This is a genomic window from Leifsonia sp. 466MF, assembly GCF_900100265.1.
In the GTDB taxonomy this organism is placed as follows: Bacteria; Actinomycetota; Actinomycetes; order Actinomycetales; family Microbacteriaceae; genus Leifsonia.
In genome coordinates, this window is the sequence record NZ_LT629696.1 from 1,878,354 (window position 1) to 1,891,104 (window position 12,751).

Annotated in this window: 6 protein-coding genes; all 6 read right to left on the reverse strand. The window is 71.3% G+C overall.

Annotated elements, in window-relative coordinates:
- Positions 1-3 precede the first annotated feature (3 nt).
- Positions 4-612, reverse strand: a complete 609-nt coding sequence (locus BLR91_RS08975; protein ID WP_172823200.1) for a zinc-ribbon domain-containing protein — start codon at positions 610-612, stop codon at positions 4-6.
- On the reverse strand, positions 609-2,918 hold the full coding sequence (locus BLR91_RS08980) for a transglutaminase-like domain-containing protein (RefSeq protein ID WP_089875618.1): 2,310 nt from the start codon (positions 2,916-2,918) through the stop codon (positions 609-611). Before BLR91_RS08980 ends, BLR91_RS08975 begins: the two co-directional genes overlap by 4 nt.
- Positions 2,918-4,258 (reverse strand): DUF58 domain-containing protein, encoded by a 1,341-nt coding sequence (locus BLR91_RS08985; protein ID WP_089875616.1) that lies wholly within the window; start codon positions 4,256-4,258, stop codon positions 2,918-2,920. Before BLR91_RS08985 ends, BLR91_RS08980 begins: the two co-directional genes overlap by 1 nt.
- Positions 4,255-5,226 (reverse strand): AAA family ATPase, encoded by a 972-nt coding sequence (locus BLR91_RS08990; protein WP_018190856.1) that lies wholly within the window; start codon positions 5,224-5,226, stop codon positions 4,255-4,257. The genes BLR91_RS08985 and BLR91_RS08990 overlap by 4 nt, the downstream gene beginning before the upstream one ends.
- Before the next feature lie 100 nt (positions 5,227-5,326).
- Positions 5,327-11,239, reverse strand: a complete 5,913-nt coding sequence (locus tag BLR91_RS08995; RefSeq protein WP_089875614.1) for an Ig-like domain-containing protein — start codon at positions 11,237-11,239, stop codon at positions 5,327-5,329.
- On the reverse strand, positions 11,236-12,687 hold the full coding sequence (locus tag BLR91_RS09000) for a serine/threonine-protein kinase (RefSeq protein WP_089875612.1): 1,452 nt from the start codon (positions 12,685-12,687) through the stop codon (positions 11,236-11,238). Before BLR91_RS09000 ends, BLR91_RS08995 begins: the two co-directional genes overlap by 4 nt.
- Between the last annotated feature and the right edge of the window lie 64 nt (positions 12,688-12,751).

Below are 12,751 nucleotides of genomic sequence, written 5' to 3' on the forward strand. Positions count from 1 at the left end.
GGGTCAGGAGACGTCGAACCAGTGGTCGCCGATTTCTACGCGGGTGCCGCGGGTGACGCGGTAGCGGCGGCCGGCCTCGCACTGGCGGGCCACGCCGCCGAGGGGATGCGCGATCGTGCCGTTGCCGGAGTAGCGGTCGCAGATCCACAGTTCGTCGCCCTCGAGGCCGAACTCGAGGTGGGTCTTTGAGACGCTGCGCCCGGGGTCCGAGACCACCACGAGCTGGTCGATGTGCTCCCCCGGCTGCGTGATCGGGCGGCGGCCGATGAGCCCGGAACCCGACACCTCCACGACATCGCCGGTCGAGAAGCTCAGCGTGTACGCCCGCTGTGCCGGCTTGTGCGCCGGCGGGGCCTCCTCCGCGGGCACGATCGTCATCGCCTGCGTCGGCGGGAGGCCGTCCTCATCCAGGAGGACATCCTCCGGAAAGCGTCCGGCGACCGCAGGGGCGGGTCGCGACTCGGCGAGGCGGTCGGAGATGATCGACGTGTCGGATGGACGCGGGTCGGCGATCTCGGGAGCGCGCACGCGAGAGGACGTGACCGAGCTGCCGCACAGCGGGCAGAACAGCGTGCCCTCGGCCAGCTCCGCTCCGCACACCCGACAGTTCATCGTTCCCGTCCCTTCCCGTTCCGTCTTCCACGGTAGCCGAGCGATCGCAGCGAGACGGCCGCGAGCAGCCGCTTCCAGCGCGTGTCGCGCTTCGCGAGCTGCGAGCGGAGCTCGTCGACCGCCTTCCAGACCGTCTCGGCCTCCGCGGGCGTCGGAGCGATGCCGCTGAAAGTCGCCCGGTCGGCGACCTTGGCGAGCGCGTTCGCGCGCGATCCACCGATGGTGTCGGCGAACTCCACGCGCGTGGCGGCCGGCGGCGGATCGTAGCCGTGGTCGACGGCCGCGTCGGCGAACTCGCGCCACCCGCCGACGATGCGTTCGCGCGCCGTCGGTGCCGATCGGCGGATCGCGCGCCTCCGCCACTTGGCGGCGAGCACGGCGAGGAACGGCGACGCGACGAGCGCCAGGATGAGCAGCGTCCACCCGACGATCATCAGCACGGCCAGGAGCGTCTCCAGCACCGGGTTCGGCTGCGGCTGGTTGGACGGGTCGACCTGGGCCTGCGGCGGTTCGTCGTTGCGCTGCGGATTCTCGTCGATCGGCGGCTGCACGTTGGTCTGCGGCCGGGAGATCTGCGTGGGCTGGTCGGGCTGCTTCGGCGGAACCGGGCGCAGCGGCGGGGTCGGGTCGACGGTCACCCAGCCGGAGGTCGTCTGCACTTCGATCCAGGCGGAGATGTCCGATCCGACGAACGTCAGGTTGGAGCCGGTCGCGTCCTTCGGCGCCACGAAGCCGACGACGACCCGAGCCGGGAACCCGAGCTGCCGGGCCATGAGCGCGGCGGTGACCGCGTACTGCTCCTGGTCGCCGAGCATGGGGACGTCGGTCAGGAGCTCGGTGATCCGGTCGGCACCGTGCCCCGACCGGCTGGCGGGCTCCTTCGGGCCGACGCCGTGGCTGATGTAGCCGTCCTGCGCGAGCCCGCGGAGGGCCGCCGCGAGCTTCGCTCCGGCGCCGTCGACTCCCGCGGTGTACTTCTGCAGGACGGACGCGAGCTCGTCGGGGATGACGCGCGGGCGCGGCACGGAGTCCGTCCCCGGCTCGACCTTCTCGAGCTGATCGGCCTTCAGCTGCGGCTTGACGACCGTCTCCTCGGTGTAGGTGTCGCCGCTGCGGAGCGCCGTGGTCACCGCGCCGGTCCCGGTCACGTCGTTGTAGAAGAACGCTCCCGCGAGGCGCTGGGCGTCCTCGCCGCTGAACCGCACCTGCTCCAGCTGGCCGCTTCCGGGAAGCCACGGGCCGCGGTAGTCCCGCACGACGACGCTCGTCGTCGTGCGCTTGCCCTTCGTCGCGCCCTGGTCGATGCGGTACGGGACACGGGTGAACGAGCCGGATGCGCTGGTCTCGTCGCCGCTCCCGACCGCGTAGGTGACGCCGTCGTACGTGTCGAGGGTCGCGATCCGCAGCCGCCGGTCGGCAGGGAGACCGGTGACGGTCAGCATCGCCTGGTCGGCGTGCTCCGGCTCGAAGTAGGAGCGGAAACCGCTCAACGGGCTCGGGTACTCGCGCGGGTCGAAGGGCTGCTCCACCGCGGTCCGCGCGACCTGCCGCGCGCCGGCCGGCGGGATGAACGCCGCCGCCGCGATCCCGGCAGCGGCCGCGGTGATGAGCATCACCGTGGCGCCCGCCGTGGTCAGCAGGGCCGTCGAGCGCCGCTCCCGCCGCGACTCCACCAGCAGCCCGCTCTGCTCCCGCAGCGACCGGATGGATGCGGCACGCCGCTGCAGCCGGAACCGGATCAGCCACGACAGCAGCACGACGAACAGTGCGAACAGCAGCGGAAGGGGCAGCGACGAGACCGACGATCCGAGCACGATCCCGGCGACGAAGAGCAGCGCCGGTGGGAGCGTCGCGAGCTCCGGCCGCGACGACCGGAGGGCGATAGTGACGGTCAGGACCGTGGCCACCAACGTCAGCAGGAACGCCGGGACGAGCAGCGCCTGATACGACCCGACCGGGATGCTGATGGTCACCAGCTGCTTCCAGCTGAGCCAGGTGCTCTGCACCAGGTCGACGAACCCCGCTCCGGTCGGCAGCAGACCGCCGGCGGTCGCCTCGGACGGCACGGCGAGCTGGACCCCGAGCCCCAGGTAGACGACCGCGATCAGCCCGGTGACCGCGATGCTCGGGAGGCGGAACGCCCATCCCACCGCTGCCACGGCGGCCCCCGCCAGCAGCGTCACGGCCAGCATGAGGACGAACTCGGGCGACTGGTAGACCGGCCAGAACGACCACGCGCCGAGCGTGACGGCGACGAGGGCGAAGAGGACGTCGATCAGGACGGCGGCGGAGCGGCGGGCGGGCATCAGAGCGCCAGCCTTTTCGCGAGGCTGCGCTGGAGGTCCTCCAGGTAGCCGATGGTGAGGACGCTGAGGTCGGCGACCCGTCGCATCGACGGCACCGCGCCCTCGTCGCACACGATCGCGACGACGTCCACGCCGAGCGGGAAGTGCCCGGCGGCGGCGCGCAACTGCGCGGCCGACGGCGTGGAACCGCAGATCAGGAAGGCGATCGAAATGCCTGCCGAGCCGTCGGAGGCGACCTGCGCCAGCTCGGGGAGCCGGAGGGCGGATTCGGCGGTCTCCACTCCGGACAGATCGTCGAGCAGCCGCCCGCGGTTGACCGTGCTGAGCCGCCGGGCGCTGAACACCATCCGTTTGGCGAAGTCCGGGGTCTCCGCACTGGCGACGACCGAGACGGTCCGCGAGTCCTGCATCGCGCGCACCCCGAGCGAGCCGGTGACGCTCACGGCCAGCTCGAACTCGTCCTCGGTGGCGTAGTCGGCCGCCGACAGGCTGAGCGCGACGAGGAGATGGCTGCGCCGGGTCTCCTCGAACTGGCGCACCATGTAGCTGCCGGTCTTCGCGGTCGACTTCCAGTGGATGTAGCGGCGCTCGTCGCCGGGGACGTACTCGCGGAGCGCGTGGAACGCGATGTCGCTGGCCGTGAGGTCGCGGGTCGGCGACCCCTCGAGGTCGCGCACGAAGCCGGTGCTCATGCTCGGGATGGCGATGGTGCGGGGATGCACGAACAGGTCGAGCGAGTCGGCCCAGACCACCTCGCGGCGGAGCAGCCCGATCGGGTCGGCGCGGACCGTCCGCACCGGGCCGATCGGCACGATCCCGCGCCGGGTGGTCGGCACCACGAAGACGTCGGAGTGCTCCTCGCCCGCCGCGAGCGGAGGGGCGGCGAACTCGGCGAGTCCCTGCCCGACGGGCACCTCGACTCGGAGGCCGGGGAGGCCGCGGCGCAGGGTGTTGCGCACGGCCACCTCGCCGGGCGCCCGATCCCCCACCACGACGCGGTTCGCCGGAAGCGAGAGCCCGACGTCGTACGCGGTGCGGCCGATGAGGTAGCCCGAGGCGACGACGAGCAGCACCAGCGCCGTCCATCCCGCCACCACCGCCTCCACCCAGCCGAAGACGTAGCCCGCGGTCAGCGCGACGAGCGCGAGCAGCAGCATCGACCAGCCGAGCGCGGTGACCACGGCGCTGATCCGCCGGGCGAGTGTCGCGACCGCGCGCCCGGCCGTCGCCGACGTGCGGACGACCCACACGATCGCGTCGGCCAGGAAGCCATCGCGCTCCCCGACGATGCGGGCGCGCGCGTTGGTGAGCTCGGTCTGCGAACGGGTGACGGTGGTCACACGGCGGCCCGATCGCTCGGCGGCGGGGTCTCGATCAGAAGCTGGCCGATGAGGCTGGACGAGCTGACGCCCTCGAACTCGGCCTCCGGGTCGAGCACGAGGCGGTGGGCGAGCACGGGCTCTGCGAGGGCCTTCACGTCGTCCGGCGTGACGTAGTACCGTCCGGATGCCGCGGCCATGGTCTTGGCCGCGCGCAGGAGGGCGAGGGCTCCGCGCACGCTGACGCCGAGCCGGATCTCGTCGGCGGTCCGGCTGGCCTCCACGAGCCGCGAGACGTAGTCGTTGATCGTCGCGTCGACATGGACACCGCGGGCCATGGTGGCCATCTCGACGACCGTGGAGGCGGAGATGACCTCCGGCACGACGACCTCGTGCGCTCGGCGCTCGGATCCCTCGAGGATGCGCAGGGTCGCCTCGTGGTCGGGATAGCCGATGGACGCCTTCATCAGGAAGCGGTCGAGCTGGGCCTCCGGCAGCCGGTAGGTGCCCGCCTGCTCGATCGGGTTCTGGGTGGCGATCACCATGAACGGAGCGCCGACGGAGTGCCGGACGCCGTCGACCGTGACCTGCTGCTCCTCCATCACCTCGAGGAGGGCGGACTGCGTCTTCGGGCTCGCCCGGTTGATCTCGTCGGCGAGCACGATGTTCGCGAAGACCGGACCGCGGTGGAACTCGAAGGCGCCGCTCCGCTGGTCGTAGATGTTGACGCCGGTGATGTCGCCCGGAAGGAGGTCAGGGGTGAACTGGACGCGGTTGGTCGTCCCGCGCACGCTCTCGGCGATGGCGCGGGCGAGCGAGGTCTTGCCGGTGCCCGGGAAGTCCTCGAGCAGCAGGTGCCCCTCGCTGAACAGCGCGGTCAGGGCCAGCCGGATCACGTGGGTCTTGCCCAGGAGCACCCGGTCGATGTTGGCGACGAGCCGATCGAAGACTCCGGAGAACCACGTCGCCTGCTCGGGGGTCATCGTCATGCTCCGGCCTCTTTCGGTTCGGGGCGCGGCCGGTCGGGCCGCTGGGAAGGGGATGCGGGCCGCACGGAGCGGCACATCTCATCAGTATGGCGTCCTGCGCTCATTGCAGACTCGATCCCGGGTACGGCTGGCTGTACGTGTCGGACCCGCTGACAACGCGCACGACCAGCGTCGGAGACGGGTCGTTCGCCGGCGCCGTGCAGGACGCGGTCTGCCCGACCGGCGGCATGGGCAGCTGGGTCGTCCCGTCGCAGCTGTAGGTGACGGCGTCGTACTGTCCGGTCGGCCAGCTGGTCCAGGTGAACACGTGGCTGGCGGGGTCGTAGCGGCCACCGCCGATGGCGAGGCTCACAGCGACCCCGAGATCCTGCGTCGCCGATTGGTCGGAGCAGAGCGGCGCGCTGTCCGTGTAGCTCTCGCAGACCCGGGTGATCCTGACGGTGAGCGGCATCCCGTAGTGGTTGCCGCCGGAGCCTGTGAGGACGCCGGACGTGCCCGCGAGCTGGCCCGAGTCCACGACGGTGTTCCCGCTGAGCAGCTGATAGTCGAAGACCGGGTTGGACCCTCCGCCCGCACGGTAGGAGATGGAGACGCCGAAGTCGACGGTGTCGCCGTTCTGCGTGCGCCCGGTGACCGCGATCTGGTTCACGTCGCCCGGCGCCTGGCGCGGAGTCGCACTCACGACGGCGGCCGGTGTGCAGCCCTGACCGTTGTAGGCGTAGACGATGAAGTTGTAGGTGCGGTTCGGGTTGAGGCCGTCGAAGGTCGTGCTGCCGCCCTGCACGCGGGTGAGGCCGCCGGTGCTGAGCGTGGGCTGGCCGTCCTCGACGCCGTCCACCCGGCAGAAGGTGGGATTGCCGCCCTGGAACACGGCGACGTAGTACGCCGTGATCGCCGTGCCGTTGTCGCCGAAGACGTTCGACCAGCTGAGCGTGGCGCTGGTGCCGTCTGTCGTGCTCGGGGTGGCGACGGGTGCGATGCCCGTCGTGGTCGGCGCCCCCGCAGGCACACCGCTCCCCTGGCTCTGGTTCCAGGTGGTCCTGCCCTGGTAGAAGTCGTTGCGCGAGGCGACCGTGAAGCCGATCGCCGCGCCGTTCGCGATCCCCGGGTCGGTCACGTTGAGCGCGTACCGGGTGCCGACCGGATCGGTGCCCGCCACCTGGATGGCCTTCGTCACGCCGCCCACCGACACAACGTACGAGGTGATCGGGCTGGCCCCCGCGGCGTCGGCCGGCTTCGCCCAGGTGACCCGGAGGCCCTGGTCGAGCGGCGTCGACGAGAGGGCGGCAGGAGCGTTCGGCACCACATCCGACCACACCGGTTCGGCATACGTCGTCGGGTCCGAGAGTCCGAGTGCGTTCTTCGCGCGCACGCTGAAGGTGACGGAATTGGACGGCCCGTTGCCCGGTGTGGTGATCGCGCAGGTCGTCGTCGCGCACGGCGTGGTGGACAGCACCGCACCGGTCGACGCCGACGCCATAGTCACCTCGAAGCCGGTGATCGGCGAGTTGTTGAAGGCACCGGGGATCCAGGTGAGCGTCAGGCTGCGGTCGGCGATCGCGCTGATCTGCACGTTCGACACCGGAGCGGGGCGGTCCTGAACCGAGACCGTCACCGTTCCCCAGACGTACCGGTCCGGGTCGCCGGTCGCGTCGGCGACTTCGTACTGCAGCGTGGTGTCGGCGGCGGCCGCGGTCTGCGAGACGGTGATCTGGAGCTCCGAGTTGTCGGCGCTCGGCGTGATGCTGACGCCGTCCGGCAGCCCGGCGCCGAGGCCGCGCACAGCGACGACGCGCAGCGGCTTTCCCGGGAACGGGTTGGTCGCGCCGTCGTTGGCCAGCACATCCACCGTCGACGTCTGCCCGCGCGGCGCGATCACCCGGTCGGGCTGCGGACTCGCGAGCGGGCGCGTCGAAGGCACGACCGAGATGTCGATGCGCCCGGCCTGCCCGGCGTTCACGGCATCCTTCACGCCGATGGAGAGCGACGGCCGCGTGCCCTTCTCGGCGTCGGCGGCCACGGTCACGGTCAGCTTCTGCCCGTTCAACGACGCGGAGACTCCGGCGGGTCGCGGATCCTGGATGGAGTACACCAGCTCGCCGAGGTCCTTTGCGTACGGGTACTTGGTCACCTTGGTCAGGTCGATCGTCTTCGTCTGGCCCGGCTCGAAGTCGATGAGCGCCCCGGTGAACACCGGCGGCTGGTTCTCGCGCGGCGTCACCTCGATCGGGAGCACGATCGTCGCGACGTTGCCGTCCGGGTCGGTCGCGCTGGTGCCGTCCGTCACCTGGAACGAGATGGAGGCCGGCCCGAAGTACCGTGGCGACGACGTGAACTGGAGGGTGTCGCTCCCGGCGACCAGGTCGTCCCCGTTCGCGTGGGTGGCGCGCACGGTCGCAGCGTCGGTGAGGCGTACCTTCCGGTCGCCGACGGCCACGATGTAGTCGTTCAGGTGGATGGTCAGGGTCTTCTCGCTGACCACCGTCAGCTTGGGCGCACCCCGCTTCAGCTGGGGCAGGGCGTCGTTGTAGCCGGGCACTCGCACGAACCCGTAGGCGACGACGGTCTCGTCCTCCGGGTTGGCGACCCGGAACGGCACGATCTGGCTCTTCGCGCCGATGGCGATCCGGATCCGCTTCGACGAGGTGACCTGCGCATCGCTGGTGTATCCGGGCACCAGCGACAGCTTCAGGCTGGAGACCGGTCCGTCGGCGAAGAACACGTTGGCCAGCACGTTCACGTCGACCCTGTCCTTGCCGAGGATGTCGGAGAGGCCGAGAGTCGTGTCGGAGACGACCGGACGAGCGGGCGGCGCGTTCTTGTCGACCGTGAGCCGCAGGAAGGCCTGGCTCGTGCCGCCGCGTTCGTTCTGGATCGTGTAGAGGAAGCCATAGGCGCCCTCGGCCTGCGGCGCGGTGACGGTGACGACCTCGCCGCTGATCTTCGCCTTCGCCTTGCCGTCGAGCGATGTCACCGCCGTCACGCTCAGCGGGCTGCCGTCGGGGTCGCTGTCGTTGGCGAGCACCTGCACCGACAGGGTCCGGCCCGGCCGGGCGGTCACGTCGTCCTCGACCGCGATGGGGTTGCGCGCGCCTTCCACCCGGGCGGCGATACCCACGCGGACCGTCCCGGTGGCACGGGCTCCGAGCGCGTCGACCACGGCGTAGGTGAAGGTGTCGGTGCCCGCCGCGTAGTCACCGGCCTGGAAGTCCATCCAATCGGGCCCCGACGCGATCACGGCGCCCTTCTGCGGGTTCGTCTCCTGGCCGATGAACTGGACGGAGTCGCCGTCGGGGTCGATCCCGGACAGCGGGACGGTGATGCGGACCGTGTCGCCGGCGAGTACGCGGGCAGTGACGGTCTTGGGCACGGGCGGGTTGTTGGTGGCGGCGTCGCGCTCGCGCACCGCGATGGTCACCTCGGCCGTCGCCCACTGGCCGTCGGCGCCGTAGACCTTGTACGCGGCGGTGTAGTTGCCGGGCTTCCCGGGCGCGAGGTATCGGAGGTGGTCGCCGCTGGCGAACAGCAGGCCGGCGCCGCTCGGCAGCGGAGTGGCCAGCGTCGGGTCGAGGGTGAGCTTGTCGCCGTCCGGCTGCACGTCGTTGGCGAGCACCGGGATGTCGACAACGTCGTTCACCCGGACCGAGACGTTGTCGGGAGCGGCGATCGGCGGTTGGTGCACCGTCAGCGGCGGGAGCTGGACGACGGTGACCGTGCCGATCGTGTCGGCCAGGCCGTTGCTGAGCCGGTAGTGGAAGTCGACGGGACCTTCGAGCGGTCGGCTCAGCGTGACGCGGAGGGTGCGCTGCTGCAGCACCTGGACGCGGACGCCGGTCGCGGCGTCCGGCTCCGTCACCCCGGTGACGAGCAGCACGCCGCCGGACGGGTCGATGTCGGTCGCCAGGACGTCGACGTCCTGCGTCGACTGCTCGCGGATGAACGCGGTGTGCGGCACCGCGATCGGTGCCGTCTTGGCTCCGGGCGGCGCCTTCACCTCGACCCGGACGACGCCCGTCGCCGTCACGATGCCGTCGGTGACCGAGTACTCGATGTTGTGCGTCCCGGCCTGGTCGGACTCGAAGCGGAAGGTTCCGCCCTGATAGTCCGGCGTGATCGTCGCGTCCGCCTTGGTCGGGACGGTGCTTAGGCGAACGGTGCCGTTGCCGCCGCGCACGTGGTCGAGCGGCGCGACCGTCACCTCCTGCCCCTGATAGGCCACCACGGCGAAGGGATCGGCGATGATCGGCACCTGGCCGGGGGCGCGCACCGTGACGGCGAGCAGGCCGGCGGCCTCTGCGCGCCCGTCCGAGAGCGTGAGAGCGACATCCTTCACCCCCTCGCCGTCACCATGGTCGGAGTAGGCGACCTGGCCCTGCGGGGTGAACGTCACGGTGTCCGGAGCGGGGACGGATGCGCCGGCGAGATAGAAGGAGTCGCCGTCGGGGTCGTAGCAGTCGCCCAGCACCGGAGCCGACACGCGGCCTCCGGACTGCACGACGGCCTTCGCGTTGCGCACGCACACCGGCGGGCTGTTCTCGGCCGAGGTCCGCACCGCGACGGTCACATGAGCGGTCGCCGTCCCGCCGCGGCCGTCCGAGATCGTGTAGTCGAAGGCGATCGTCCCGGTGGCCGTGTCGGGGAGGGAGAGCTGGAGCTGCTGGTCGGCGTTGGTGAGCTCGATCGTGCCCTGGTTCGACGGCACTGCGGTGAACGAGTCGATCGTCAGCACGTCGCCGTTGGGGTCGTAGTCGTTCAGGAGCACCGGCAACGGCGTCACGCGTCCGGGCCGGGCACCGAAGGAGTCGGCGACGGCGACGGGAGGCTGCTCCTGCTTCTCATACTGCGGAGCGTCATCCTGCTTGGTCTGGTTGACGAGCTCCTGCGTGGTCTTCTTCGACACCAGCTCGTCCCAGTTGTCGATGCGGGCGTTTCCGCTCTGCACCGCCCAGGAGACGCCGGAGCGCGCGTCGTTCAGCACGACGCGGTCGCCGTTCACGCGGAAGCCGAGCACGGCGCCGGACGGCACGTCCTTCAGGGTCGACCTCTCGCCCGATCCCGACGCCGAGCACGACCGCCAGGCCGTCCCGTCGTTCCAGGCGGCGTACGTGCAGCCGTCGACCGTCACCGGCGCAGCCGGCGCCCCGGACTGCCGGGCGAACGCACGCGTCGCCGAGCCGCCGTCGAGCGGCACCCGGATCAGCCCGGCGGTGGAGGCGATGAACACGGCGTCCCCATCCGCCGACGGCTGCTGCAGCACCGGATCGTCGCCCTCGGGCAGCAGGGCTGCGAGGCTGACCGTCCGGCCCTCCATCGACAGCGTGCGCGCCGACGGGTCAAGCAGGGCCCAGTGGCCGCCCACCGAGGTGAGCGAGACATCCGCTCCATCGCCCCGCGTGCGCAGAGTCTCGGTCGTCGTGGACGGCTCGGCGCCGTCGAGGGCGACACGCACCAGCGCACGAGTCGACGGCTGGTACGCGAACAGCACGCCGGACGGGTCCATCGCCGACACCGCACGGCCGCCGAGGTCGATCGTGGCCGCCGAGCCGGAGTTGAAGTCCTCCAGCTGGTCGACGCCGGTCAGCCACAGCTGGCCCGTCGTCTGGGACAGCAGCGCGACGTGGCCGTCGGCCAGCGACACCTGCGGTGCACGCGGCGGGAGCGCGACCGACTTGCCGGCCTCCGCCGTGGCCGGGTCCACCACCGCGACCGTGTTCGCCTCCCGGTCGAGCAGGAGCACGTCGGTGCCGTCCTGGACGACGTCCAGCGCCTCGCCGGTGCCGGCCACCACCGAGTTCAGCTTGTCGATCTCGGTGTTCGCCCGCCCGAGCGACTTCTTGGCGTCGCTCGCGACCCAGACCGAGGCGTCATCGAGCCGCAGGTGCTGCGCGCTGTAGCCGCCCGAGACGACGGCGAGCGTCGTCACCAGAGCGGCCACCGCCGTCCCGCTCACGGCTGTCGCCGCGATGGACTTGTGCGCGGCGAGCCAGGAGCCGATGGCGCCGAGGCGGGTCACGTCCCGCCCGTCCCTTCGACGCATTTCTGCCCGCTCGGCGTACCGGTCTTGCCGTCGCGGTTCACCGTGACGGTGACGCAGACGGTCTGACCCGACTTCGCATCCACGCGGAACTCGGTCGCGTGCTGGCTGCTGGGCGGCTGGTCATCGACCGTGACCTGGTACGTGTCGCCCTCCTGCAGCCCTGGATCGGTCCAGGTGAACACGATGGTGCTGCCGGTCACGCGGCCGCTGAGGTCGCGGACGGTCGGGATGTCGTCGCTGGCCCCGGCTCGCACGAGCACGATGGAAGCCGTCACGGCGAGCACGACGACGAGCACGACGCACGCGACGAGCGAGAGCACGAGAGCGCGGGAGGTCTTCGACGGGGCGGCCTGCTGCGGCGTCTGCGCGCTCCCGCTCTCGCGGACGACGGTCCGGGTCGGTGCCCGGGTGACCGTCGCCGAGGCAGGGGCCGCTCGGCGGCGACGACGACGTGCTCCGGGGTCGACGGCCACCACGCCCTTCACGCGGGTGCGGTCCTCCGGGTCGCCGGCCGTCGCCAGGGCCCAGTCGTCCATGGCGACCTCGATGGGCGTCTGCGGCAGTCCGAGCTCGCTTTCCACCGCCTGCAGCTCGCGGATGAACTCCAGCGCGCTCCTCTGTCGTTGGGAGGGGCGGCGAGACATCGCGCGCATCAGCACCTGCTCCAGCCGCGGCGGGACGTCGGCCCGCCCGATCGGGAGCGGCCGGCTCTTGGTGATGCGCTGGATGAGCTCGGCGGAGGTGTTCTCCTTGCCGGGCACCTCGAACGGCGAACGCCCGGCGAGCAGCGAGTACAGGGTGGCGCCGAGCGACCAGACCTCGCTCGCGATCGTCCCGCTCGTCTCGTCGAGCAGCACCTCGGGAGCCGACCACGGGATGGAGAGGCCGATCGCCTCGGTGACGTCGGCCTCGCTCAGGGTGGCCGCGATGCCGAAGTCGCTCAGCACCGGGTGCCCGTACGCCGTGCTCAGGATGTTGGACGGCTTGATGTCGCGGTGCAGCACCCCGGCGCGGTGGGCGGTCTCGACCGCGCTGGCGATGCGCACGCCGGTGCTGAGCGCCTCCGGCACCGACAGCGGCTCGGTGCGGTACCGCTGGCCGATCGCCGCGGAGCAGAGCTCCATGACCAGGTACGGCCTCCCGTCGGAGGAGACGCTGGCCTGGTAGACGGTGAGGATCGAGGGATGCGTGCTCAGCTGCGCCATCAGGTTGGCCTCGGCCTGGAACATCTGCTTGACCTGGCTCGTGACCACCTCGGCGAGCATCACTTTGACCGCCACCTGACGTCGCGGCATGTTCTGCTCGTACAGGAAGACGTCGGCGAAGCCGCCGGAACCCAGCACCCGGACGTAGGAGAAACCGGGGAGGTTCGGCGGCTGGGACGGCAAACGCCGGGCCATCGGCTCCTCCCGTTCGTCGATCACGCCTTCGCCGCTGCGAGGCGTCTGACAATTGTAGGCAGCCGGATACCGCCGCCGACCGGCCCGG

What these genes read in the sequence shown, in the direction of transcription:
- BLR91_RS08975 (WP_172823200.1), bottom strand. Translation starts at nt 612, where the DNA reads ATGAACTGTCGGGTGTGCGGAGCGGAGCTGGCCGAGGGCACGCTGTTC.
- BLR91_RS08980 (WP_089875618.1), bottom strand. Translation starts at nt 2,918, where the DNA reads ATGCCCGCCCGCCGCTCCGCCGCCGTCCTGATCGACGTCCTCTTCGCC.
- BLR91_RS08990 (WP_018190856.1), bottom strand. Translation starts at nt 5,226, where the DNA reads ATGACGATGACCCCCGAGCAGGCGACGTGGTTCTCCGGAGTCTTCGAT.